Source organism: Azorhizobium doebereinerae UFLA1-100 (genome assembly GCF_000473085.1).
Taxonomy (GTDB): Bacteria; Pseudomonadota; Alphaproteobacteria; order Rhizobiales; family Xanthobacteraceae; genus Azorhizobium; species Azorhizobium doebereinerae.
In genome coordinates, this window is record NZ_AXBA01000001.1 from 417,845 (window position 1) to 441,443 (window position 23,599).

General features: G+C 69.9%; 24 protein-coding genes. 15 read left to right on the forward strand and 9 right to left on the reverse strand.

All coding sequences use genetic code 11. The features are described from left to right. Window position 1: 1 nt before the first annotated feature. The 3 genes from YU1_RS0101665 to YU1_RS27405 all read right to left on the reverse strand — a co-directional run bounded on the left by YU1_RS0101665 (window position 2) and on the right by YU1_RS27405 (window position 2,011). On the reverse strand, window positions 2-844 hold the full coding sequence (locus YU1_RS0101665; RefSeq protein ID WP_029002596.1) for a universal stress protein: 843 nt from the start codon (window positions 842-844) through the stop codon (window positions 2-4). A gap of 70 nt (window positions 845-914) precedes the next feature. Beyond that, a complete protein-coding gene (locus tag YU1_RS0101670; protein WP_029002597.1) occupies window positions 915-1,445 on the reverse strand; it encodes a chromate transporter in 531 nt (176 codons plus the stop codon). Beyond that, the gene (locus YU1_RS27405) at window positions 1,442-2,011 is read right to left on the reverse strand and encodes a chromate transporter (protein ID WP_035713193.1); all 570 of its coding nucleotides are present in this window, start codon (window positions 2,009-2,011) and stop codon (window positions 1,442-1,444) included. The genes YU1_RS0101670 and YU1_RS27405 overlap by 4 nt, the downstream gene beginning before the upstream one ends. A gap of 251 nt (window positions 2,012-2,262) precedes the next feature. Between YU1_RS27405 and YU1_RS27410 the strand changes: the two genes are divergently transcribed. After that, window positions 2,263-2,928 (forward strand): cytochrome b/b6 domain-containing protein, encoded by a 666-nt coding sequence (locus tag YU1_RS27410; protein ID WP_035713195.1) that lies wholly within the window; start codon window positions 2,263-2,265, stop codon window positions 2,926-2,928. Window positions 2,929-2,998: 70 nt separating this feature from the next. On the opposite strand, the gene YU1_RS0101685 is transcribed toward YU1_RS27410, so the two are convergent. The 3 genes from YU1_RS0101685 to YU1_RS0101695 form a co-directional block, all read right to left on the reverse strand. Then, window positions 2,999-3,427 (reverse strand): c-type cytochrome, encoded by a 429-nt coding sequence (locus tag YU1_RS0101685; protein WP_029002598.1) that lies wholly within the window; start codon window positions 3,425-3,427, stop codon window positions 2,999-3,001. 211 nt (window positions 3,428-3,638) lie between these two features. Continuing rightward, a complete protein-coding gene (locus tag YU1_RS0101690; RefSeq protein ID WP_029002599.1) occupies window positions 3,639-5,948 on the reverse strand; it encodes a xanthine dehydrogenase family protein molybdopterin-binding subunit in 2,310 nt (769 codons plus the stop codon). Window positions 5,949-6,068: 120 nt separating this feature from the next. Then, entirely contained in the window at window positions 6,069-6,818 is a 750-nt protein-coding gene (locus tag YU1_RS0101695; protein ID WP_029002600.1) for a competence/damage-inducible protein A, read from the reverse strand. A gap of 162 nt (window positions 6,819-6,980) precedes the next feature. Between YU1_RS0101695 and YU1_RS0101700 the strand changes: the two genes are divergently transcribed. The 11 genes from YU1_RS0101700 to YU1_RS0101750 all read left to right on the forward strand — a co-directional run bounded on the left by YU1_RS0101700 (window position 6,981) and on the right by YU1_RS0101750 (window position 18,630). Further along, on the forward strand, window positions 6,981-8,396 hold the full coding sequence (locus YU1_RS0101700) for a circularly permuted type 2 ATP-grasp protein (RefSeq protein WP_029002601.1): 1,416 nt from the start codon (window positions 6,981-6,983) through the stop codon (window positions 8,394-8,396). Window positions 8,397-8,504: 108 nt separating this feature from the next. Continuing rightward, the gene (locus YU1_RS0101705; protein ID WP_029002602.1) at window positions 8,505-9,455 is read left to right on the forward strand and encodes an alpha-E domain-containing protein; all 951 of its coding nucleotides are present in this window, start codon (window positions 8,505-8,507) and stop codon (window positions 9,453-9,455) included. 99 nt (window positions 9,456-9,554) lie between these two features. Beyond that, the gene (locus YU1_RS27415; RefSeq protein ID WP_198018790.1) at window positions 9,555-10,412 is read left to right on the forward strand and encodes a transglutaminase N-terminal domain-containing protein; all 858 of its coding nucleotides are present in this window, start codon (window positions 9,555-9,557) and stop codon (window positions 10,410-10,412) included. Window positions 10,413-10,550: 138 nt separating this feature from the next. Continuing rightward, window positions 10,551-10,985, forward strand: a complete 435-nt coding sequence (locus YU1_RS0101715; protein ID WP_029002603.1) for an HIT family protein — start codon at window positions 10,551-10,553, stop codon at window positions 10,983-10,985. Between the two features lie 457 nt (window positions 10,986-11,442). Continuing rightward, window positions 11,443-12,573: an ATP-grasp domain-containing protein gene (locus YU1_RS27420; RefSeq protein ID WP_198018791.1), complete on the forward strand. Its 1,131-nt coding sequence runs from the start codon at window positions 11,443-11,445 to the stop codon at window positions 12,571-12,573. Between the two features lie 212 nt (window positions 12,574-12,785). Continuing rightward, entirely contained in the window at window positions 12,786-13,604 is an 819-nt protein-coding gene (locus tag YU1_RS31690; RefSeq protein ID WP_029002604.1) for an ATP-grasp domain-containing protein, read from the forward strand. Between the two features lie 59 nt (window positions 13,605-13,663). Continuing rightward, window positions 13,664-14,104 carry a dihydroneopterin aldolase gene (folB, locus tag YU1_RS0101730; protein WP_084539582.1) on the forward strand — a complete coding sequence of 147 codons (441 nt, stop codon included), beginning with the start codon at window positions 13,664-13,666 and terminating at the stop codon, window positions 14,102-14,104. Window positions 14,105-14,235: 131 nt separating this feature from the next. Further along, window positions 14,236-15,222, forward strand: coding sequence for a class 1 fructose-bisphosphatase (locus tag YU1_RS0101735; RefSeq protein ID WP_029002606.1), 987 nt, complete (start codon window positions 14,236-14,238; stop codon window positions 15,220-15,222). 61 nt (window positions 15,223-15,283) lie between these two features. Further along, window positions 15,284-15,964 (forward strand): ribulose-phosphate 3-epimerase, encoded by a 681-nt coding sequence (rpe, locus tag YU1_RS0101740; RefSeq protein ID WP_029002607.1) that lies wholly within the window; start codon window positions 15,284-15,286, stop codon window positions 15,962-15,964. A 257-nt stretch (window positions 15,965-16,221) separates the two neighbouring features. Continuing rightward, window positions 16,222-17,835, forward strand: coding sequence for an acyl-CoA synthetase (locus YU1_RS0101745; protein WP_029002608.1), 1,614 nt, complete (start codon window positions 16,222-16,224; stop codon window positions 17,833-17,835). Window positions 17,836-17,844: 9 nt separating this feature from the next. Further along, on the forward strand, window positions 17,845-18,630 hold the full coding sequence (locus YU1_RS0101750; protein ID WP_029002609.1) for an enoyl-CoA hydratase: 786 nt from the start codon (window positions 17,845-17,847) through the stop codon (window positions 18,628-18,630). A 131-nt stretch (window positions 18,631-18,761) separates the two neighbouring features. Here the strand turns inward: YU1_RS0101750 and YU1_RS0101755 are convergent, their stop codons facing one another. Beyond that, entirely contained in the window at window positions 18,762-19,868 is a 1,107-nt protein-coding gene (locus tag YU1_RS0101755; RefSeq protein ID WP_029002610.1) for a linear amide C-N hydrolase, read from the reverse strand. Between the two features lie 279 nt (window positions 19,869-20,147). On the opposite strand from YU1_RS0101755, the gene YU1_RS0101760 reads away from it, so the two are divergent. Continuing rightward, on the forward strand, window positions 20,148-20,573 hold the full coding sequence (locus tag YU1_RS0101760) for an OsmC family protein (RefSeq protein ID WP_029002611.1): 426 nt from the start codon (window positions 20,148-20,150) through the stop codon (window positions 20,571-20,573). A 52-nt stretch (window positions 20,574-20,625) separates the two neighbouring features. On the opposite strand, the gene YU1_RS0101765 is transcribed toward YU1_RS0101760, so the two are convergent. Then, window positions 20,626-21,324 carry an alpha/beta hydrolase gene (locus YU1_RS0101765; protein ID WP_035713201.1) on the reverse strand — a complete coding sequence of 233 codons (699 nt, stop codon included), beginning with the start codon at window positions 21,322-21,324 and terminating at the stop codon, window positions 20,626-20,628. 133 nt (window positions 21,325-21,457) lie between these two features. Here YU1_RS0101765 and YU1_RS27430 point away from each other — a divergent pair, with 133 nt between their 5' ends. Continuing rightward, complete coding sequence (locus YU1_RS27430) at window positions 21,458-21,667, forward strand: hypothetical protein (protein ID WP_035713204.1); 210 nt, start codon at window positions 21,458-21,460, stop codon at window positions 21,665-21,667. An 11-nt stretch (window positions 21,668-21,678) separates the two neighbouring features. On the opposite strand, the gene YU1_RS0101775 is transcribed toward YU1_RS27430, so the two are convergent. Continuing rightward, complete coding sequence (locus YU1_RS0101775; protein WP_035713207.1) at window positions 21,679-22,377, reverse strand: GntR family transcriptional regulator; 699 nt, start codon at window positions 22,375-22,377, stop codon at window positions 21,679-21,681. A gap of 202 nt (window positions 22,378-22,579) precedes the next feature. Here YU1_RS0101775 and YU1_RS27435 point away from each other — a divergent pair, with 202 nt between their 5' ends. Continuing rightward, window positions 22,580-23,542, forward strand: coding sequence for a LysR family transcriptional regulator (locus YU1_RS27435; protein ID WP_084539583.1), 963 nt, complete (start codon window positions 22,580-22,582; stop codon window positions 23,540-23,542). The last annotated feature ends 57 nt before the right edge of the window (window positions 23,543-23,599 follow it).

Consider the following 23,599-nt stretch of genomic DNA (forward strand, 5'->3'; position numbering starts at 1 on the left):
GTCAGTAGGAGAGGAACAGCGGCGCCGGCGAGGTGCGCAGCAGCGACTGGGTCACGCCGCCCAGCGCCACCTGCCGGAACCAGGAATGCACATAGGCGCCCATGACGATCAGGTCGGCGCCGGTGCCCATGGCGTGGATGCGCAGCGTCTCGCCCGCGTCGCCATGCACGGCCGGCAGGCTGGTGATCTCGAAATTGATCTCGTGGCTGGCCAGATGCGGGGCGAGCTCGGCCCCCGGCACGCTGTCGCTGAGATCCTTCTCGCCGACGATGGAGACGATCTCCACGCTCTTCGCCGCCCGCAGGATGGGCAAGGCGTCATTCAGCGCCCGCGCCGCCCGCGCGCTGCCGTCCCAGGCCACGACCACCCGCTCGGCCTTGAACGTCTCATAGCCCTGCGGCACGATCAGCACTGGCCGGCCCGACTGGAACACCGCCGCCTCGATGATGGCGCGGTCGGTGGAGATGGTGTTGCTCTCGGCATCGAGAATGGTCAGGTCATGCACCCGCGCCTCGGCCAGGAAATTGGCCACCAGCTCGGAATGCGGGGCAAGGCCCACGTCGGTGCGGCACGGCACGCCGGCCAGCGCCGCCGCCGCCCGGGCATCGTCCGCCAGCTTGGAGGCGATGGCGAGCAGGCGCTCATTCTCGGCCGCGGCCATGCCGGCCACCACGTCGCTGGTCCGGCTGTGCGGCAGCGACAGCTTCTGCGCGAAGGACTGGACGGTCAGCCGCGCGCCGGCCTGCCCGGCCAGCGACAGGCCGTAGGCCACCGCGCACGGGGCATCGGGCGATTCGGTCTCGGACGACAGGGCAACGAACAGGTTCTTGATATTATAGAGCATCGTGCGCCTCCAATGATCGTGGCACCCTAACTAACCTTACGTCGCTTCCCTTGATTTAGGACAACACCCGTTACAGCAGCCCGGCCGCGCCCAGCGCCGCGCCGAAGCCGATCCACCACAGCGGATGCCAGCGCGTGGCCAGCGAGCCGGCCACGGAAACGGCGGTGACGGCGTAGCACAGCCAGTTCACGTCGGAGGCCTGCATCAGGATCCAGGCGCTGGCCAGCACCACGCCGATGGTCAGCGCCGACAGGCCGCGCTGGATGGCGATGCGCAGCGGCGCGTCGCGGAAGCGGTGCGACACCCGGCTCATGGCGAAGGCCATCGCCCCGGCCGGCACGCACATGGCGAGCGTGGCGCCGATGGCGCCGGGAATGCCCGCCACGTACCAGCCGATCAGCGTGACCAGCAGCACGTTCGGCCCCGGCGTCACCTGGGCGATGGCGAACAGGTCGGCGAACGTGGTGTCGGTCATCCAGCGATGGTTCTCCACCGCCATGCGGTGCAGCTCGGGGATGACCGCATTGGCCCCGCCGATGGCGAGGAAGGAGATCAGGAAGAACTGCACGACCACGTCGGTCAGCGAGCCGCGCCCGGTCATTTCGCCCACCGCCAGGACGCCAGGATGGAGAAGGGCGCAAGCCCGAGGATCACCGCCACCAGCGGCAGGCCGAGCAGCCCGGCGCCGACGAAGGCGAGGGCGGCGAAGATCAGCATGAACGGGCTCCTGCGCTCCACCCACGCCATCTTGATGCCGAGCGCGATGAACAGCCCTACCGCCCCCGCCGAGATGCCCCGCAACATGCCGGAGACGGCGGGGAACTGGCCGTAGGTGAGATAGACCCAGGTGAGCGAGATGCCGATGATGCAGGGCACGGTGACGAGGCCGACGAAGGAGGCCACCACGCCGGGCAGTCCGGCGAACCGCGCGCCGATGCAGAAGGACATGTTGCAGATGTTGGGGCCGGGCATCAGCTGGCAGATCGCCAGGATGTCGGTGAACTCGCGCGCGGTGAGCCACTTGCGCTGCTCGACCATCTCCCGCCGCGCGAACGGCAGCGTGCCGCCGAAGCCGGACACCGCGATGCGCAGGAAGCCGAGGAACAGCTCGCGCGCGTCCGGGGCGTGGGTGGCATCGCGCGGATCGGGCGGATCGCCGCGGGTCATGGCCGCCCCGATGCCCGCGCGCGGTTTCCGGGCACCGCCCGCAAACCTGCCTTAACGTCATGAAATACTGTAATTTTCATGGCCGTTCCTCCGGAGCGGGGGCGCAGTCGTGCTCTAGACGAGCGCACGCACCCGCGCAAGCCGGGCGCGGCGAGACCTGTGCAGGGCCGCGGCTTTTCACGGGATTGTCGGTTGGCTTGCCCGATCCGCTGCGCAAAGTGCGAAAGCCATCAACACAAGGGATTCTGCGCATGTCGGGCACGCCGTCGCGGTGGGTGAAGGTCTGGGACGCGCCCACGCGCCTGTTCCACTGGAGCCTCGTGCTCCTGGTGGCGGGCGCCTATGCCACCGCCGAGCTGGGCCTGATCGACTGGCACTTCCGGGTGGGCTACGCCATCCTCGCGCTGCTGCTGTTCCGTCTCGCCTGGGGCTTCCTCGGCAGCGACACGGCGCGCTTCGCCCGCTTCCTGGCGAGCCCGCTGGAGGCGCTGCGGCACCTGGCGCATTTCACCCGGCGCGGGCCCGACACCGAGATCGGCCACAATGCCGCCGGCGGCTGGATGGTGCTGGTGATGCTGGCGCTGCTGCTGTTCCAGGCCGGCAGCGGCCTGTTCTCGAACGACGAGGTGATGGCCGAGGGGCCGCTGGCGAAGTTCGTCGGCTCGGCCTGGAGCGACCGCATCAGCGGCTGGCACGTGTTCAACTTCAACCTGATCCTGGCGCTGGTGGGGCTGCACGTGCTGGCGGTGCTGGCCTATGCGGCGGTCAAGCGGCACGACCTAGTGCGCCCCATGGTCACCGGCATGAAGCGCCTGCCTGCCGGCCTGCCCGCCCCGCGCATGGCCAGCGCCGCGCTGGCGGCCGGGCTGTTCCTGGCGGCGGCGGCCATCGCCTGGGTGATCGCCACAAGGCTCTGAGCGGGCATGAAAAAGCCGGCCGGAGGGGATCCCTCCGGCCGGCCCGTGAAACGCGAGGAGGAAGCCGGCCTCAGCGCAGCTTGTAGGCGCGATGGCAGGCGGCGCAATCCTCGCCCACCGCGGCCATGGCGGCCTTGAAGCCGGCCTCGGTGCCGACCTTGTCCACATTGGCGGCGACGTCGGCCTTGAACTTGGCGAGCGCGGCGTCGAAACCGGCGCGGTCGCTCCAGATCGCCGGGGCGGCCTTGGTCTCCCCGACGTTGGAGCCCTCGGTGAACAGCGCGCCGAACTTGGCGGCCCCGTCCGTATAGGTCTTGAAGATCGCCGCGGCCTTGGCGGCGTCGTAGGGCGCCTCGCCCTTGACCATGGCGCCTGCCACCTTCGTCTGGTCGCCGATGTCCTTCATGATCGCCTGGCGGTCCTTGATGACATTGGTCTGGGCCACGACGGCGGTCGCGGCGAGGGGGACGAGGACGGCGGCAAGCAAGGCAAAGCGCATCGACAACTCCTGCGAGTCGGTTGGAACCAGTCTCGTTCTAAGGTGGGAAGATGACAGCGGCCATGGTCACGTCTTGCGCCTCGCGCAAGCGTGATGGCGGAAGGCAGCACGGCCAACCACGGATTGTAGTTCCAAGAACAGATTCCCGCCTGACGCAGGGTTTCCTCAAGGAAACCGGGCGCGGCATCGGCCGCGCCCGGCCCGGAAAGCCTCAGGCGGAACGGCGCACCGCGGCGATGGCCTCGAACACCGCCAGCGGGGTGGCCGGCATGTCCATATGGCCGATGCCGCAGCCCCGCCACAGCGCGTCCACCACCGCATTCATCACCGCCGGGCAGGAGCCGATGGCCCCGGCCTCGCCGGCCCCCTTCACGCCCAGCGGATTGGTGCGGCAGGGCACGTTGCGGGTCTCGAAATGGATGTCCGGCAGGTCGGCGGCGCGCGGCAGGGCATAGTCCATGAAGCTGGCGGTCAGGAGCTGGCCCTCCGCGTCATAGACGGTGCGCTCCAGCAGCGCCTGGCCCACCCCTTGCGCGATGCCGCCGTGCACCTGCCCGGCCAGCAGCAGCGGGTTCAGCGTCATGCCGAAATCGTCCACCACCACGTAGCGCACGATCTCCACCGCCCCGGTGTCCGGGTCGATCTCCACCTCGCAGGCGTGGGTGCCGTTCGGATAGGTCGCCTCGGGTGCCGCGAAGGCGTCGGTGGCATTCAGGTGCTCGGGCGTCGCCGCCGGCAGGCTGGCCAGCTCGGCCAGGGTCAGCTTGCGGTCGGTGCCCGCCACCACCAAAGCGCCATCGCTGAATTCCAGATCCGCCGGGTCGGTCTCCAGCGCGTCGGCGCCGAGCCGCTTCAGCGCCTCGCCCATCTTGCGCGCGGCCCCCGCCACCGCCGCCCCGCCGATGGGGATGGAGCGCGAGCCGCCGGTGCCCGAGCCGCTGGGCAGGTCGTCGGTATCGCCCTGGAGCACCCGCACCTGGTCGAGCGGCAGTTGCAGCTCGGCGGCGACCAGCTGGGCATAGGCGGTCTGGTGCCCCTGCCCGCTCGACTGGCTGCCGATCTTCACCGTGACACGCCCGTCGGTGCCCAGGGTGAGGAAGGCCGGCTCCGCCCCGCCGCCGCCGCAGGCCTCGATATAGCAGGCGAAGCCGAAGCCGCGCAGCTTGCCGGCCGCCCCCGCCCTGGCGGCGCGCGCCGGGAAGCCGGCCTGGTCCGCCACCGCCAGCGCCCGCGTCATGTGGCCGTCGAACTCGCCGCTGTCATAGAGCCGGCCGGTCCGGGTGCGGAACGGCATCTCCTGCGGCGTGATGAAGTTGCGCCGGCGCAGGTCCTCCGGCGCGATGCCGGTCTGGCGCGCGGCGGCATCGACCGCGCGCTCGATCACATAGGCCGCCTCCGGCCGGCCGGCGCCGCGATAGGCATCCACCGGCGCGGAATGGGAATAGACGCCGCGCACCCGCGCGTGGAAGGCGCCGATCTTGTAGACGCCCGGCAGCATGGAGGCGCCGCCCCACGGCACATAGGGGCCGTAATAGGAGAGGTAGGCGCCCATGTTGGCGAGCGTGTCCACCTCAAGGCCGAGGAAGCGCCCGTCCGCGTCCAGCGCCAGCGCCACCTCGGTGATGTTGTCGCGGCCCTGGCTGTCGCCCTGGAAATGCTCGCTGCGGTCGCCGATCCAGGCCACCGCATGGCCGAGCCGGCGGGCGGCCAGCGCGGTCAGCGGATATTCGCAGAACGGGAACATCTTGGTGCCGAAGCCGCCGCCCACGTCGGGCGTGACCACGCGCAACTCCTCGCGGTCCCACTTCAGCACCTTGTCGGCGATGGCGTTGCGCAGCAGATGGCTGCCCTGGCTGCCCAGCGTCAGGCGGATGCGGCCGCCCTCCTCCACCTCCGCCAGCACGCCGCGCGTCTCCATGTAATTGGTGACGATGCGGTTGTTGACGAGGGTGAGGCGCACCACGTGGCGGGCGGAGGCGAACGCCGCCTTGGTGGCGTCATCGTCGCCGAACTCGGATGTGAAGGCGATGTTGCCGGGGCGCTCGTCCCACACCAGGGGCGCGCCCTCGGCCGCCGCGGCGCCGAGGTTGGCCACCGCCGGCAGCGCCTCCCAGTCGATCTCCAGCGCCTCGGCGGCGTCGCGCGCCTGGTCCAGCGTGTCGGCGACCACATAGGCGACGGGGTCGCCCACATGGCGCGCGGTGCCCGGCGCCAGCATGGGATGGGGCGGCACCGCGAGGCGATCCTCGCCCACCACGGTGATGACGGCGGCCAGCGGCATGACGCCGAACCCGTCGAGGTCGTCGGCGGTCAGCACCAGCCGCACGCCGGGCATGGCCTGCACCGCGTCGAGATTGCCGAAGCTGAAGCGGGCATGGGCATAAGGCGAGCGCACGACGAAGCCGGCATAGGCATCGCTGGCCGCCGCCGCATCGCCCACATAGCGGCCGCCGCCCGTCAGCAGGGCGGCGTCCTCCACGCGCTTGTGGGGCTGACCGACACCGAATTTCAGTTCCGCCATACGCCTGTGCTCCTGCTTCGTCTCAAGGCGTAGCACGATCGCCCTGCACCGCAGCACGCCAAAACGCATGCGGGCGGGCAGGCCCATGCCTTCCGCGCATGCCTGTCGTCTGGGAGAACCTCACCCGGCCCGCTGGAAGCCCGCGACCATGGCCGCCACCGCGTCGCGCGCCTCCAGCAGCAAGGCGGGATCGCGCGAGCGCACCACGAGGTTGGTGTTGGGGCCGGTGTCGGACAGGAAAGGATAGGAGCCGATGGACACGCCGGGGAACCGCTCGGCGATGGCCCGCAGCGGGGCGGCGATGTCGCCCTCGCGCGCATTGGCGAGCACGGTCTCCGACAGCATCTTCGGCCCGGTGTCCAGCGTGGGGAGCACCGCCTCCAGCATCGCCTGCATGATGCGCGGCACGCCGGCCATGACGATGACGTTGCCGATCCGGAAGCCCGGCGCCTTGGAGACGGGATTGACGATGAGGTCGGCCCCGGCCGGGATGCGGGCCATGCGCAGCCGGGCCTCGTTCATGTCCTTCTCGGCGATGAATTCCAGCAGCATGGCGCGGGCGCGGGGATCCACATCGATGGATACGCCGAATGCCTTTGCAACCGCGTCAGCGGTGATGTCATCATGGGTCGGCCCGATGCCGCCCGTGGTGAACACGTAGGTGTATCGGTGGCGCAGCGCGTTGAGAGCATCCACGATGTCCTCTTCCACGTCGGACACCACCCGGACTTCGCGCAGGTCGGCACCGACCTCGGTGAGCCGCTCGGCGATGTGGCCGATGTTCTTGTCCTTCGTCCGTCCCGACAGGATCTCGTCGCCGATCACCAGCAAGGCCGAGGTGATCGATCGCGTGCCGAGTGCCTCTGTCATGGTCCACTCTCCTGCCCGTGGCAGCGCCATACCGTCTGGCATTGCCCATGTTTTGTTCAAACCATTCATCATTGCGTTGGGATAAGGAACGCGACACCGCGTTAGCCCTTCCTTGGCACGATGTTTGTACATAGGCTGAAACGAACCGGAGTGGCAGTCCCGATGGCGCGTGCGTTCGACGAGATGTCCAGTGACGACGGCAGCGTCCGTAAAGCCTATGAAACGCTGAACCGTTGGTTGACCAATGTTCCGCACGACGTGCTGGACCATCGGCGCAAGGAGGCGGAATTCATCTTCCGCCGCATCGGCATCACCTTTGCCGTCTATGGCGAGCAGAACGCGCAGGAACGGCTGATCCCGTTCGATATCGTTCCGCGGATCATCACCAAGGACGAATGGACGCGCCTCGCCAAGGGGCTGGAGCAGCGCGTCAAGGCGCTGAACCTCTATATCAAGGACGTCTATTCCAAGCGCGAGGTGCTGCGCGCCGGCATCGTGCCGGAGGAACTGGTCTACCAGAACCCCGCCTTCCGGCCGGAGATGAACGGCCAGGCGGTGCCGCACGATCTCTACGTGCACATCGCCGGCATCGACATCGTGCGCACCGACCCCGACACCTTCTACGTGCTGGAGGACAATGCCCGCACCCCGTCCGGCGTGTCCTACATGCTGGAGAACCGGGAGATCATGCTGCGGCTGTTCCCCGAGTTGTTCTCGCTGCACCGGGTGGCCCCGGTGGAGAATTACGCCGACGACCTGCTGGCGACGCTGCGCTCGCTCTCGCCCAATGGCGCGCATGAGCCGAACGTCGCCATCCTCACCCCCGGCATCTACAATTCGGCCTATTACGAACACTCCTTCCTCGCCGACAAGCTGGGCGTGGACCTGGTGGAGGGGCGCGACCTCTTCGTGAAGGACAATATCGTCTACATGCGCACGACCGAGGGGCCGAAGCGCGTGGACGTGATCTACCGCCGCCTCGACGACGACTTCCTCGATCCCCTCGCCTTCCGCCCCGACAGCGTGCTCGGCGTGCCGGGGCTGATGAGCGCCTACAAGGCCGGCAACGTCACGCTGACCAATGCGGTGGGCACCGGGGTCGCGGACGACAAGGCCGTCTACAGCTACATGCCCGAGATCATCAAATTCTACCTCGGCGAGGAACCGCTGCTGGCCAACGTGCCCACCTGGCGCTGCCGCGAGCCGGACCACCTGAAATACGTGCTGGAGCATCTGGAAGAGCTGGTGGTCAAGGAAGTCCACGGCTCCGGCGGCTACGGCATGCTGGTGGGTCCGAAGTCCGACAAGGCGCAGATCGAGGCCTTCCGCGCCAAGCTCAAGCACGATCCGGCCAATTTCATCGCCCAGCCGACGCTGGCCCTGTCCACCTGCCCCACCCTGGTGGACGAGGGCGTCGCGCCCCGCCACGTGGACCTGCGGCCGTTCGTCCTCTCCGGTTCGGACAAGGTGCGGATCGTGCCCGGCGGCCTCACCCGCGTCGCCATGAAGGAGGGCTCCCTGGTGGTGAACTCCAGCCAGGGCGGCGGCACCAAGGACACCTGGGTTCTCGACGCCTAGACGGCGCCGGCCCGCTTGCGCCCGCGGCGCATCGGGCCGACGCTGCGGTTTGACAGTCGCGGCACCGCCCCGGCGCCGCTCGCTTCGTTCCTGTGAGATGGGCTGCTCATGCTCTCCCGTACTGCCGACAATCTCTACTGGCTGAGCCGCTACGTGGAACGCGCCGACTGCCTCGCGCGCATCCTCGACGTGGCGCAGCGCCTCGCCTACACGCCGGTCACCTACGGCGGCTCCACCAATGAGTGGAGTTCGGCGGTGCTCACCGCCGGCTGCGTGGAAGGCTTCGTCGCCCGCCACGGCCCGGTGGAGAACGCCACCGAGGAAAATGTGGTCTCCTTCCTGGCCTTCGATCCGGAGAATTCTTCCTCCATCCGCAACTGCTTCGAAGTGGCGCGCACCAATGCCCGCTCGGTGCGGACCGCGCTCACCTCCGAGATGTGGGACGTGATCAATTCCGCCTGGATCGAGCTGCGCGCCTTCCCGGACAAGGTGATGACCCGCGAGGAACTGGCGCGCTTCCTCGCCTTCGTGAAGGAGACCTCGCTGCGCTTCGACGGCGCCACCTTCCGCACCATGCTGCGCAACGACGCCTACTGGTTCTCCCGCGTCGGCGCCCATGTGGAACGGGCCGACAACACCGCGCGCATCCTCGACGTGAAATATCACGTGCTGCTGCCGGAGAAGGAGCACGTGGGCGGGCCGCTGGACTATTTCCAGTGGGCCTCCATCCTGCGCTCGGTGTCCGCGCTCACCGCCTTCCACTGGGTCTATCGCGACAGCGTGAAACCGTGGCTGGTGGCCGACCTGCTGATCCTGAACCGGCAGATGCCGCGCTCGCTCGCCGCCTGCTACGACAACGTGTCGCGCAGCCTGGACGACATCGGCGGCGCCTACGGCCGGCAGGGGCCCGCGCAGCGCCTCGCCCGCTCGACCCTGGCCAAGCTGTCCAACCATTCCATCGAGGACATCTTCCAGGCCGGGCTGCACGAATTCATCAGCGATTTCATTCTCAACAACTACAAGCTGGGCAACGAGATCACCGAGCAGTACCTGACGTGAGGCGGGGCCGGCCGGCTTGCAACCGGCATGGGCTCGGGATGTTCTAGTGTTCGGCCGCCGGCGCGGTGGCAGCGGCGGGCCAGGGTCAGGGGGACGGGGATGCGGGTTCGCGTGCGGCATGAGATCACGCATCGGTTCGAGCCGGTCGCCCGGCACGCCATCGCGACGCTCCGGCTGACGCCGCGCAGCCATGTGGGCCAGCACGTGCTGCGCTGGGCGCTCGACGTAACGCCCGACTGCCGGCTGATGGCCGAGGAGGACGCCTTCGGCAACATCGTCCACACCTTCTCGGTGGAAGGCGCCATCGACGCCATCACGGTGATCGCGGAAGGCGACGTGGACACCCAGGACACCACCGGCGTGGTGGCGGGAGGGGCCGAGCGCTTCCCGCCCTCGCTGTTCCTGCGGCAGACGAGCCTGGCCGAGCCGGACGCCGCCATCGCCGCCTTGGCGGCGCGGATCGCCAAGGACGTGAGCGAACCTCTGGGCCGGCTGCACGCGTTGATGGTGGCGATCCACAAGGGCGTCGCGGAAGTGCCGGCGGCGCCCGACGCCGCAGCCGCCCCGGCCGCGAAGGCGCTGGCCGCCGGCAAGGGCACCTCCGCCGAGCTCGCCCACGTCTTCGTCAGCGCCGCCCGCGCCCTGCGCGTCCCCGCCCGGCAGGTGTCCGGCTATGCGGCGCTGGAGGCGCCGGCGGCATTCCGCGAATGGGCCGAGGCCCATGTGCCCGGCATCGGCTGGGTCGGCTTCGACTGCGGCCGCAACCTCTGCCCCACGGACGATTACGTGCGCCTCGCCGCCGGCCTCGATTCCCAGGCGGTGGCCCCCATGCTCTCCACCGGCTCCATCGCCCGGAACACGGCTGTCGCCCGCGACTTCTTCCAGGCCGCCCGCCCGGGCCAGGGCCAGCAGCAGGGCCAGCGCCAGCAGCAAGGCCGGGGCCAGCGCCAGGAATAGCCCGGGACAGCAGGGCCAGGGACAGCAGAGCCACGGGCCCGAGCGCGGAACGCGGAACACCGGCCGGGGCGCGGCAGACCGGCATCTTGACCGCCGCCCTCCTGCCTGCGATGCGCTCTGCGCAAAGAGGAGACGACCATGAGCGCGACGCCCGCCTACGACACCACCAACGTGTTCGCCAAGATCCTGCGTGGCGAGTTGCCGGCGCATAAGGTCTATGAGGACGACCGCGCCTTGGTGTTCCTCGACATCATGCCCCGCGCCCCCGGCCACGCGCTGGTGATCCCCAAGGCGCCGGCGCGCAACATCCTCGACATCGCTCCCGACGACCTCGCCCATGTGGCCAAGGTGGCGCAGAAAGTGGCGCAGGCGGCCAAGACCGCGTTCGAGGCCGACGGCATCACCGTGCAGCAGTTCAACGAGGAGGCCGGCGGCCAGGTGGTGTTCCACCTGCACGTCCACGTCATCCCCCGCCACGCCGGCGTCGCCATGAAGCCGCCGGCCAGCGAGATGGAGAATGGCGACGTGCTCGCCGCCCACGCCGCCCGGCTGAAAAGCGCGCTGGGCGCCTGAGGACCGCGCCGGCGGGCGCGCCATCCGCGTGCGGCGCACCCGCTTTGCTGCGCCGCACGGGAGGGTTCTTTTGCCGGGCCGCCACCTCCGGTATGCTGCTTTCGCCATTATGGCGCTCTGCCGCGTATGGGGACCGGACACAGGACAGGGCATCCTGCCGTGTGCACCCCGTCGATCCGCTTCCCGTCACGGAGGTGCGCGCATGGCATGCGAGGCCCGGCCCTGCCGTTCCGCCTCGGCATGCCATGCAATGGGCCTCCTTCCCTTGGGCCTCCTGTGCCCGTCCTTGGCCCTGGCCGGCCGTAGCGCCTCGCCCGCCCGTCGCGGGCGCACGGGATCGGATCGCCAGGGGGTCCGCCTGTCCGCGTGATCGCATCGGCCGGAAGTCGGCCGTTCTTGTTCCTCAGCCCCGGAGGGCCGTGCTGCGGCGCTCCGGGCATTGATGGACCGACATTTCATGGATCTCGCCATTATCGCCTTGTGTGCCCGTCCGTTCGTCGCCAGCGCGGCGCGGGCCGGGCTGTCGCCTCTGTCCCTCGACCTGTTCGCCAATCTGGACACCTGCGCCAAGGCGGCGCGCTGCGTGCGCGTGCACCGGGCCAACGGCCACGCCTTCGACGGCGACGACCTGATCGCGGCCCTCACCAATCTCGCCCCCGCCGGCCTGCCGGTGGTGCTGGGCGGCGGGCTGGAGGACGATCCGGCGCTGATGGCGCGCATCGCCGCGCGCAACCCCATCCTGGGCAATGGCACCGCCACGATGCAGGTGCTGAAGGACCCGCTGGCGCTGGCCGCCCTGTGCGGCACGCTCCAGGTGCCGTTTCCCGAGGCGACGCTCAATGCGCCCGACGCCGGCTTCGCCGCCCGCCCGGTGCTGGAGAAGAAGATCGGCGGCTCGGGCGGCGGCCACATCCGCCGCCGCGCCGCCGGCGACCTCGCCCCGCCGCCGCCCGGCTTCTACCTCCAGCAGGAGGTGACCGGCGAGATCTATTCCCTGCTGCTGCTGGCCAACGGCCGGCAGGCCGTGGTGGTGGGCGCCTGCCGGCAGTGGCACGCGCCCGACGCCGCCCATCCCTACCGCTATGGCGGCATGGTCGGGCCGGTGGCCCTGCCCACCCGCCACGCCGCCGCCATCACCGCCGCCGGCCGCGACATCGCCACCGCCTGCGGGCTGGTGGGCCTCGTCTCCGTGGACCTGGTGGTCGGCGCCGACGGCTGGTGGCTGGTGGAGGTGACGCCGCGCCTCAGCGCCATGCTGGACATCTTCGACTGCGAGCCGCTGCCGCCGCTGCTCGCCCTGCACCTCGCCGCCTGTGGCGGGCGCATGCCCGACACCCTGCCGGCGCCGAAGGAGCATCGCGCCTGCGCCGTGCTCTATGCCGCCGACGCCGTGGTGATTCCCGACGGCCAGTGGCCGGCGACCGCCACCGACCGCCCGGCGCCGGGCACCGCCATCAAGGCCGGCGCGCCGATCTGCACGGTGCACGCGAGCGGCCCCACGGCGGCGGCCGCCGAGGACCAGCTCGGCCGCCGCCTCGCCGAGGTGCGCGGCTGGCTGGGGCTGGAGACGGTGGACATGGCGGTCTAGGCACGTTCCGTTCAAATGGCATCGCCATTTGAACGGTAAAACGTTCTCTATCAAAGTGTTAGAGGCCGATTTCCCGAGCAGATTGATTCACTCTGATCGGATCTCGCTCTAGGCACCCGGGCGGCACGGTCCGGCGTCTCGACGCCCCCCCCGCCCCGTCGCGCTATAGTGGGCGTGGCGCCTGCGGGCCCGGATGCACCGGAAGGGGATCGATGCGCGTTTTCCTGTGCGAGTTCCTCACTTCGGGCGGCTTGCGGGGACAGCCCCTGCCGGCCGATGCCGTGGCCGAGGCACTGCTGCTGCGCGACGCGCTGGCCGCCGACCTGGAGGCGGTGCCCGGTGTCACCGTGGTGCTCGCCTTCGATGACCGGCTGGCCACGCCCGTCGGGCTTTCCACCCCGGTGGCGGAGGGGGCCGATCCCTGGACGATCTGGCGCGACCTGGCGCGGGAGGCCCATCTGGTGTGGCCGGTCTCGCAGGACCCCGCCCGCCTGCCGGCGCTGCTGGACGGCCTGCGGGCCGCCGCCGCGCACGTGATCGGCGGCAGCGCCGAAGCGCTCGCCGTCGCCACCACGCCCGAGCGGCTGGCCCAGGCCCTGGCGGGCGGGCGCATTCCGCGCGCCACCCCCGGCGCCGGCGGCACGCCGGCCAGCCTGTCGGTGCTGGCGCGGCCGGACGGCGTCACGCTGCTCGCGGTCAACATCCGCCACCTCTCCGACGACGGCCGGCTGCTCGGCTTCACCGTCGGTGCCCGGCCGGACGCGGAGGGCACGCTCCAGGCCCTGGCGGCCGCCGTGGTGAAGGCGGTTCCCGGCCTGTCCGGCATCTTCGACATCGACGTGATGCTGCGGCCCGAGGGCGCGGCCGTCACCACCGTCCAGCCCGGCCCCACCCTGAGCTATGCCGGGCTGCACCGCGCCCGCGGCATCAACCCCGCCGCCTTCCTGCCCGAACTCATCCGCGAGGGCTGCCCGCCCCGCGTGCCGCATCTGCCCCCGCCCGTCGCCGTCGAGGTGCGGCTGCGCGGCTGATCCCGCGCCGTTCCCCCGCCCCTCGCCCGTTCCCCGAGACCGCCCTCCCGAGACCGTCCATGTCCTCCGTCGATCCCGAAACGCCCCACCCCACGCCGCAGGAGGCCGCCGAGGCCGAGGCCGCGCCGCGCCGCCCGCACACCGACCGGCTGTTCCTGCGCGCCGTACCGTTCTTCGCCCGCCACGGCGTGCATGCGGAGGAGCGGACCCTGGGCCAGCGCTTCGTGGTGGATGCGGACTGGTGGCTCGATACCCGCCCCGCGGCCTGGGCGGACAATGCCGCCCTCACCGTCTCTTACCAGGAGGTCTATGAGCACATCAAAGCCGTGGTGGAGGACGATCCGGTCAATCTGATCGAGACGGTGGCGGAACGCATCGCCACCCGCCTGCTGGACCATTTCCCCGCCGTGGACCAGGTGCGCATCGCCGTCCACAAGCCCGGCGCGCCCATCACCGGCGTGTTCGGCGACGTGGGGGTGGACATCGTCCGCACCCGCTGAAGGCCCCGCCCGGCATCCGTCCGGCTTGCCCCGGCGGCGCCCGGACACCACTTTATGCCGCGCCGGGCGTGACGGACGGCGCCGCTTGGGCCATAAGAACGCCGTCCGTATGGGTAATGAGGAGAGACGCGGTGACCGAGGTGACCCTTCAGGCCTTCCTTGACGACTGGGCCGGTGCCGACCCGCTGCGGTGCGCCGTGGCGGCGACGGTGGAACGGCTGGCGGAAGCCGGGGTCGCCATCGCGGAACTGGTGGCCCGTGGCCCGCTGGCCGAGGATTTCGGCAAGGTGCGCGGCGAGGAAGCCAATGCCGGCGGCGATGCCCAGAAGGAACTGGACGTGATCGCCGAGGAAGAGCTGGTGGACGCGCTCGGGCGCGCGCCGGTGGCCTTCATGGCCTCCGAGGAGAGCGAGACGCCGATCCCGCTCGACCCGCACGGCCGGGTGGTGGTGGCGGTGGACCCGCTGGACGGCTCCTCCAACATCGACACCAACGTCTCCATCGGCACCATCTTCTCGATCCTGCCCTACGATTTGGAGCAGCATCCAGACCCGGCCGCCGCGCTGCTGCAGAAGGGCTCCGCCCAGGTGGCCGCCGGCTTCCTGATCTACGGCCCGGCCACCGTGCTGGTGTCCTCGCTGGGCGAGGGCACGCAGGTGTTCGTGTTCGACCACGACACCTCCACCTTCATCCTGGCCCGCGCGCGGGTGGAGATCCCCGCCGCCACCAAGGAATACGGCATCAACCAGTCGAACGTGCGCCACTGGGCCAAGCCCACGCAGGCCTATATCGACGACTGCCTCGCCGGCAAGGACGGCCCGCGGGCTAAAGACTTCAACATGCGCTGGGTCGGTTCGCTGGTGGCCGACGCCTTCCGCATCTTCACCCGCGGCGGCGTCTATCTCTATCCCGGCGACAGCCGGAAGGGCTATGCGGACGGCCGCCTGCGCCTGATCTACGAGGCCAACCCGGTCGCCTTCGTCACCGAGCAGGCGGGCGGGGCGGCCACCGACGGCACCACGCGCATCCTCGACATCGAGCCCAAGCACATCCACCAGCGCATCCCGCTGGTGTTCGGCTCGCGCGAGGAAGTGGCGCACATCGCCGGCTACTACTGATCCGACGTCCGCCGGGCGGGGCGGACCCCCATGTCCAACCCGTCTTGAATGGAGCCTTACGATGAACGGTCCCCTCATCGCCCCTTCGATCCTCGCCTCGGACTTCTCCCGCCTGGGCGAGGAAGTGCGCGACGTGGCGGCGGCGGGCGCCGACTACATCCATCTCGACGTGATGGACGGGCACTTCGTGCCCAACATCACGTTCGGCCCGGACATCATCAAGTCGCTGCGCAAATACACCGACAAGCCGTTCGACGTGCACCTGATGATCTCGCCGGTGGAGCCCTATCTCGAAGCCTTCGCGGCGGCGGGCGCGGACATCATCACCGTGCAGGCGGAAGCCACCCAGCATCTCGACCGCTGCCTCCAGGTGATCCGCGGCCTCGGCAAGAAGGCGGGCGTCGCGCTCAATCCGGCGACGCCGGAGAGCGTCCTCTCCTACGTGCTCGACAAGCTCGACCTGGTCTGCGTGATGACGGTCAACCCCGGCTTCGGCGGGCAGGCCTTCATCCCGGACGTGCTGCCGAAGATCGAGCGCATCCGCGACATGATCCGCGGGCGCGGCATCCGCCTGGAAGTGGACGGCGGCGTGAACCCGGCCACCGGCGAACTGTGCGTGAAGGCCGGCGCCGACGTTCTGGTGGCCGGCTCGGCGGTGTTCAAGGGCGGCATCGAGGGCTATCGCGCCAACATCTCCGCCATCCGCGCCCAGGCCGCCAGCGCCCTCGGGCTGGTGGCCTGAGGCGAAGGCCGGCGCGGGCCTAGGTCCGGAGCCGGCCAGGATCCGCGCACGGCGACGCAACCACGGCGATTATTGACGGGCGCGGCAACGCGGCGTCGGCTTGACCTCCGCATTAAAAAAACGTTCGATCGTTTCTGATTTTTAGCCGCGCGGGCGATCAACGTCCGGCGGCGGACGGGCCGGATGACGCTGCTTGCCAAAGCAGCGCGCGGACCGAACGATGAGCGCCCGCCAGACGGCGCCGGAGGACAACGCCTATGCTGCCTGAGGCCGCGCGCTATGACGACCTCGTCCGCGCCTTCCGCTGGACCATCCCCGAGCGCTTCAACATGGGGGTCGCCTGCGTCGACGCCCATGCGGACGGCTCCGGCAAGCCGGCCCTGGTGTTCGTGGAGGAGGCCGGCGGCGTCGCCACTTATTCCTTCGACCACCTGAAGGCCCTGACCAACCGCTTCGCCAATGTGCTGGTGGCCTGCGGGCTGGAGCGTGGCGACCGGGTGGCGGTGTTCCTGCCGCAGGCGCCGGAAACCGCCATCGCCCATCTCGCCGCCTTCAAGGCCGGCTTCGTCTCGGTGCCGCTGTTCACGCTGTTCGGCGACGAGGCCCGCTCCTACCGCCTCGCCAATTCCGGCGCCCGGGCGCTGGTCACCGACCTCGCCGGGCTGGAGAAGCTCGACCGGGTGCGCGCCGAGGTGCCGGACCTGACCCATGTCTTCGTCATCGGCCCCGACCAGGGCGACCCACGCGCCATCTCCTTCGACGCCGCCATGGCGCGGGCCTCCGACGCCTTCACGCCGGTGGACACGGGACCGGACGATCCCGGCATCATCATCTTCACCTCCGGCACCACCGGCCATCCCAAGGGCGCGCTGCACGGCCACCGCGTGCTGCTCGGCCACCTGCCCTGCGTACAGTTCGTCCACCAGGGCATGCCGCAGCCGGGCGACCTGCACTGGACCCCGGCCGACTGGGCCTGGATCGGCGGCCTGTTCGACGTGCTGTTCCCCACCCTCTATCTCGGCGTGCCCGTGCTGGCACACCGGGCGAAGAAGTTCGATCCCGACGCCGCCATGGCGCTGATGGCGCACCACAGGGTGCGCAACGTCTTCCTGCCGCCCACCGCGCTGAAGCTGCTGCGCCAGGCCGACGTGCGCCATCCCGGCCTCCAGCTGCGCTCGCTGCTCACCGGCGGCGAGACGCTGGGCGCGGAACTGGGCGCCTTCGTCCAGGAGCGGCTCGGCGTCGAGGCGCGCGAGATCTACGGCCAGACCGAATGCAATTTGGTGGTGGGGTCCAATTCCAATTTCTTCCCCATCCGCCCCGGCTCCATGGGCAAGGCGATCCCCGGCCATGACGTGCGCATCGTGGACGAGGACGGGCAGGAGGTGCCCTCCGGCACCGAGGGCCATATCGCCGTGCGCCGGCCCGACCCGGTGATGATGCTGGAATATTGGAACAATGCGGACGCCACCGCCGACAAGTTCGTCGGTGACTTCCTGCTCACCGGCGACCTGGGCGTGCAGGATGCGGACGGCTACCTCTGGTATGTGAGCCGGTCGGACGACGTCATCACCTCGGCCGGCTACCGCATCGGGCCCGGCGAGATCGAGGACTGCATCCTGCGCCATCCCGCCGTGGCCATGGTGGGCGTGGTCGGCGTGCCGGACCCGGTGCGCACCGAGGCGATCAAGGCCTGGGTGGTGCTGAAGCCCGGGCACCTGGGCTCCGATGCGCTGGCCGCCGAGATCCAGCAGCATGTGCGCACGCGGCTTTCGGGGCACGAATATCCCCGCTATGTCTCCTTCACCGATGCCCTGCCCATGACGGCCACGGGCAAGATCCTGCGGCGCGAACTGCGCCGCCTCGGCTGAGGACACCCGATGACCGCTGCCCCCGCCGACGCCGGCACCACCCGCCTCGCCATCGCCGACGGCGTGGCCACCATCCTGTTCGACCGCCCGGCGGCGCGCAACGCCATGACCTGGCGGATGTATGAGGAGCTCTACGCCGCCGCCCGCGAGATCGCCCGCCGCGCCGGGGAGATCCGCGTTGTGGTGCTGCGCGGCGCCGGCGGCAAGGCCTTCGTCGCCGGCACCGACATCGAGCAGTTCCGTGCCTTCACCGCCGACGACGCGGTGGCCTACGAGGCCAATGTGGAGACCTATGTGGCGGCGCTGGAAGCCATTCCGGTGCCGACGCTGGCGGTGGTGGAAGGCTGGGCGGTGGGCGGGGGCTTCGCGATCGCCAATGCCTGCGACCTGCGCCTCGCCACGCCCGGCACCCGCTTCGGCGTGCCCATCGCCCGCACGCTGGGCAACGGCCTCTCCGCCGCCAATCTGCGCCGGCTGTCGGCGACGCTGGGCGTCGGCATGGTCAAGCGCATGCTGCTGCTGGCGGAGATGCCGGCGGCGGAAGCGATGCCCGCCGGCTATGTGGAAGTGGTGGCCGCGGATGCGCTGGAAGCCCACCTCGCCGGCCTGTGCGCACGCCTCAAGGGGCACGCGCCCTTGACCCTGCGGGCCACCAATGAGGCGCTGCGGCGCCTCGCCACCGACCCGGCGCCGGCGGACGAGGACCTGATCCGGCTGGTCTATGGCAGCGCCGATTTCAAGGAAGGCATCGCCGCCTTCAGCGAGAAGCGCCCGCCGGCCTGGACCGGGCGCTGAAGGACATCGCGCCGGCAAGGAGCGGCCTTAAGCCCCTCCCCGCCGGCGCGACACGCCCTGACCGGCAGTCCGTTCTACGCCACGCCGCGCCCGCCGGATCACCGGCCGGCGCGGAAATACCCCGCTCCTGATCAGCGGCTCAGATCGACCACCGCGCCGGGCTTGTCGATGGGGATGGTGCGGATGGCGGTGGCGTCGAGGTCGGCCTTGGTGAGGTCGATCATCCGCGACTGGCTGTCCGCGTAGGTGCGCAGATAATAGCGCTTGGTCTTGGTGTCGGACACCGCGCTCCATTCCGTGGTCTCGATGCCGGCCACCCCGCCACCCGCCGTGGCATCCGCCGAGGTGCGGATGATGCCCGGCGCGATATCGAAATTATTGAGGATGTGGAACGCGTTGCCCACCGCGTCCGTGCTCGTGGGCAGGGTCGGCGCGGCCCTTGAGTACATGAAGGCGCGCACGAAGCGGGCGGGCGAGGACATCTGCCCCGGCAGGCCCGGCGCGCCGCTGCCCGTGCTGGGCGGGGCGATGGTCAGCGAGCCGATCTGGAGCGGCTTGGGATCATAGGCCGAGAGGGTCAGATAATTGCCGAGATTGGCGGTGTGCCAGTCGAACGCCGGGGCGTTGGTGAGCACGCCCAGCGGATTGTCCCGCATCTGCAACTCGCCGCCGATATATTCCACCACCAGGCTCGCCCCGGTGGCGTCGTGCAGCGTCATGTGCACCGGCACCACGCCCTTGAACGCCGCCTGGGGCGCCTGGCTGACCTTGATCTTCGGCAGTGCCGCCTTCACTTCCGCCACGCTGGCGAAATTGGTCAGCGCATAGGTCAGCAGCTCGAAGGAGGCGATGGAATTGCGCGCCTCGGACGGGCCGACCTGCTGGAACTGCGCCAGCCCCGGCAGATAGAGCAGGCCGCCGGCGAGGCCCGCCTCGTTCATGCCGTCCACCAGCACCGGCAGGCCGAGCGCATTGGCGCCTGCCGCGCCGTATTTGCTGGTCCAGGCGAGGCCGCCGCCCGCCGTGCCGTCCGGCCCGGTGCCGGCCATGGCCAGCTTGCGCGGAATGACGGCGAGCTGCGATTGCAGCGGCAGGCCGAACTCCATGGTCCGGCCATAGACCACCCCTTCGTCCGCCGCCCGCAGGATGAAGGAGGTGCAGGCCTGCGCCGCCGGAGCGGACAGGGCCAAGGCGCAAGCGGCGGCAGCCGCGCGCGAACGGGACAGGGCACGCAGCATGGTCTCACTCCCTCGGTCGGACAGGCCGTAATATCCTTTAATCCTACCCCGGTCGTGCGACCATGGGTTGCGCCAGCGCAAGCGTCATCATCTCCGTGCTAAGTTTGGCCGCATCGGTCCGCAATCGCGCACGGCCGCATGCCGGCCCATGGCTGCGGCGGAGAATGGCGGCGGGGCGATGCGGCCGGATGTACGCCTCCGGCGTTGTCTCCCGGCCGCGCATGCGCCGGCCCCTGGGGCCTGCGCCCACGGCCACGACCATCAGATCAGGAGCATTCCATGAAGACCCAAGGCTCGGCGGTTTGGGAAGGCGGCATCAAGGACGGCAAGGGCGCCATCTCCACCAGGAGCGGCGCGCTCAATGCCTACCCCTATGGCTTTGCCAGCCGCTTCGAGGGCAAGCCCGGCACCAATCCGGAAGAGCTGATCGGCGCTGCCCATGCCGGCTGCTTCACCATGGCGCTCTCGCTCATCCTGGGCGAGGCCGGGCTGACCGCCAGCCACATGGAGACCACCGCCGAGGTGACGCTGGAGAAGCAGGCGGACGGCTTCGCCATCACCGCCGTGCATCTCACGCTGCGGGCCACCGTGCCCGGCACGGACGACGCCGCCTTCCAGGAACTGGCCGGCAAGGCCAAGGCCGGCTGCCCGGTGTCCAAGCTGCTCAAGGCCGAGATCACGCTCGACGCCGCCCTCGTCGGCTGAGCCCGACCCGCCATCCTCGGCCAAGGCACGGGCGCCGCGGCGCCCGTGCCGCTCAGGCGCCCTGCGGGGCGTAGAGATCCTCCAGGAAGAAATTCACCGCCAGCGCCACCACCGGCGGCTGGTAGGCGTGCGGGCCGTTGTATTCCACATAGGTCACGTCATAGCCCGCCCGCTTCAGCAGGTCGGAATGGGCGCGTCCGCTGCGCCCGATCGGGATCTGCTCGTCATTGATGCCGTGCGAGATGAACACCCGCGGCGCCCCCTCCTGATGCTGCACCGACATGAAGCCGGCGGAAGAAATGATCAAATGGGTGACGAACTGCCCGTTGGTCAGCCCCAGCGAGAGGGCATAGCTGCCGCCGTCCGAATGGCCGGCGAAGGCGATGTGGCCGGGGTCGATGGTGAAGCGCGAGGCCACCTCCGCCAGCGCAAGCTCCAGCCGCTCGCGGTCCGGGCCGTTGCCGGCGATGACGATGTCCCAGGTGGGATACAGCGACTGCGGCACCAGCAGCAGGAAGCCGTTCTGCTGCGCATGGGCCTCCAGCATGGGCAGGATTTTCTGCGCGCTGCCGCCGCCGCCGTGGAACAGCACCACCAGCGGCGTCGGCCGCGCCGGATCGATGCCCTCCGGCACCACCAGCAGCGCGTCGCGTTCCGCGAACAGGCCGAGCTGGTGATGCCCCGCCGGCAAGGTGGGCTGGGTGGGCGCGGAAAGGGTGAAGTCGAGCCGTCCGGCGAGCTTTGAATCCATAATACGAGATTAAGCCCCCTGCCGCGCGGATCAAGCGGTCCGGGCGGGAGGCCAGGCGCAGGGCTGGAACGAAGCGCCACTGCGGTCGGTTATCCCAGCAGAGGCGCAAGACGGATGCCTGCCAGGAGGCCCCATGACCCGCGATCCCCGCACGCTCGACCAGAACCCGCTCGTCGTCGATCCCGCCAATGTGGACGCGGTGCTGCACGACCGGCCGAGCCCATCCCGCCCGCCGCTGAAAGCCCCCTTGGCCGAGAATGACGCAGAATATGACGACGCGGCCGCCATGAAGGATCGCCGCCCGCCGGATGTGCGCGTGCCGCCCGCCTCCCGGCGCGGTTGACGCGGCTGGGCTCAGGCCTCGGCGGACACCTGGGCGTAGGGGGCGAGGATCTCGCGGATGCCGCGCTCGCCATCCTCCGAGACGGTGACGAGGGCGCGGGACAGAACCGCGTCGAGGTGGGTGTGCATCATGCCGCTCACCCGCTCCAGATCACCTTCCACCAGGGCGCGCAGCAGGTCGCGGTGCTCGTGCACCGAGCAGTTGGACCATTGCGGCCGACCGTAGAGGCCGAGCACCAGGGCGCTGCGCCCCACCAGCAGGCGCATGTAGCGGTGGAGCAGCGGGCTGCCGGTCATCTCCGCCAGGATCACATGGAATTCGGCGGCATAGCGGATGTAGTCCTGCCGCCCCTCCTGCTGGGCGCGCTCCTCATTGGCGATCTGCTCTTCCAGCCGTGCCACGTGCTCGGGCGTGAGCTTGCCGCACACCCGGCGCACCACCAGCTGCTCGATGTCCTGGCGCACGCTGAACAGGTCGCGGGCTTCCGCCGGCGTGGGCTTGGCCACCGCCGCGCCGCGATTGGGCCGGATGTCCACCAATTCCTCGCTGGAGAGTTGCTCCAGCGCCCGGCGCACCACGGTGCGGCTGGCGCCGAACTGCTCGCCGATGGTATCCTCCGGCAGCTTGGTGCCGGGCTCCAGGGCCTGCTCCAGGATGGCACGGCGTAGCGCGCGGTAGATCGCGCCTGCCCGTTCGCCCATCTGCTCCATGCCGCCGCTCCGGATTCCCAGCCTTTTGCATGGCACGCACGGCGGGAGGGCTCAAGTCCGCAACCCCGGCCATGCAGCACTTTTTGGATGCAGCGGTGCTGGTGGATTGTATCCAGATTGCATGCATTGCAGATGGGCGCGGCGCGGCCCATGATCCCGCCTCGGCTTGCCGCCGCGAGCCTGTCCCGAGTGCCTTGCGCCCATGAACGTCCGCTTTCTCGAAACCTTCGTCTGGGTCGCCCGCCTGCGCAGCTTTTCCAGCGCGGCGGAGAAGCTCTGCACCACCCAGGCCGCCGTCTCCAACCGCATCGCCACATTGGAGCGCGATCTCGGGGTGCGGCTGTTCGAGCGCGACCTGCGCAACGTCAGCCTCACCCCCCAGGGAGAACGCGCCCTGGGGCAGGCGGAGACCATCGTCCGCCTGACCGAGGAGCTGCGGCTCGGCGTCAGCGACGCCCACCACCTGCGCGGCCGGATCGCCATCGGCACCATCGATTCCATCGTCTATGCCTGGCTGCCGCAGTTGATCGAGGCGGTGAAGACAACCTATCCGGATGTCGATCTCGACCTGACGGTGGATAACAGCCTCAATGTGTCCCGCCTGCTGCTGGACGGGCAGCTCAATCTGGCGCTGATCGCCGGGCCGGTGCTGGCGCCGGAATGCCGCAACATCGATCTGTGCACCTATCAGTGCCACTGGTTCGCTGCACCGCACCTTGGGCTGCACGGCCGCCGGCTGTCGCTCATGGACATCGTGGCCAACCCCATCTTCGCCTTCTCCAAGGGCTCGCAGCCGCACCAGAACGTGCTGCGCCTGATGGAGGCGGCCGGGCTCGATGCCAACCTCAACCTGGTGCGCATCCTCAATTCCAATTCGCTCGCCACCATCACCCGCCTTGCCCGCGACGGCATGGGCGTTGCCGTTCTGCCCACCGGCGTCGCCCGCGACATGGTGGAGCGGGGCGAGCTGATGCGGCTCGACGTGGAGGCCGACCTGCCGCCGTTGCACCTGCATGCGGTCTATCGCGAGGAGCCGGGCAGTTCCCTGCCGGCGCTGATCGCCCGCATGGCGGCGGATGTCGCCAAGGCGGAGGAGAAGGCTGCCCTCCAGGGGTCGCCCAAGTCGCGCCGCAACCAGATCCGCATTGCATCGCACACAAAATAGGCACCCGGCGCCCATGCCGCTGTCATAAGCATTTCTTGTTACGGCGGACAATTATTT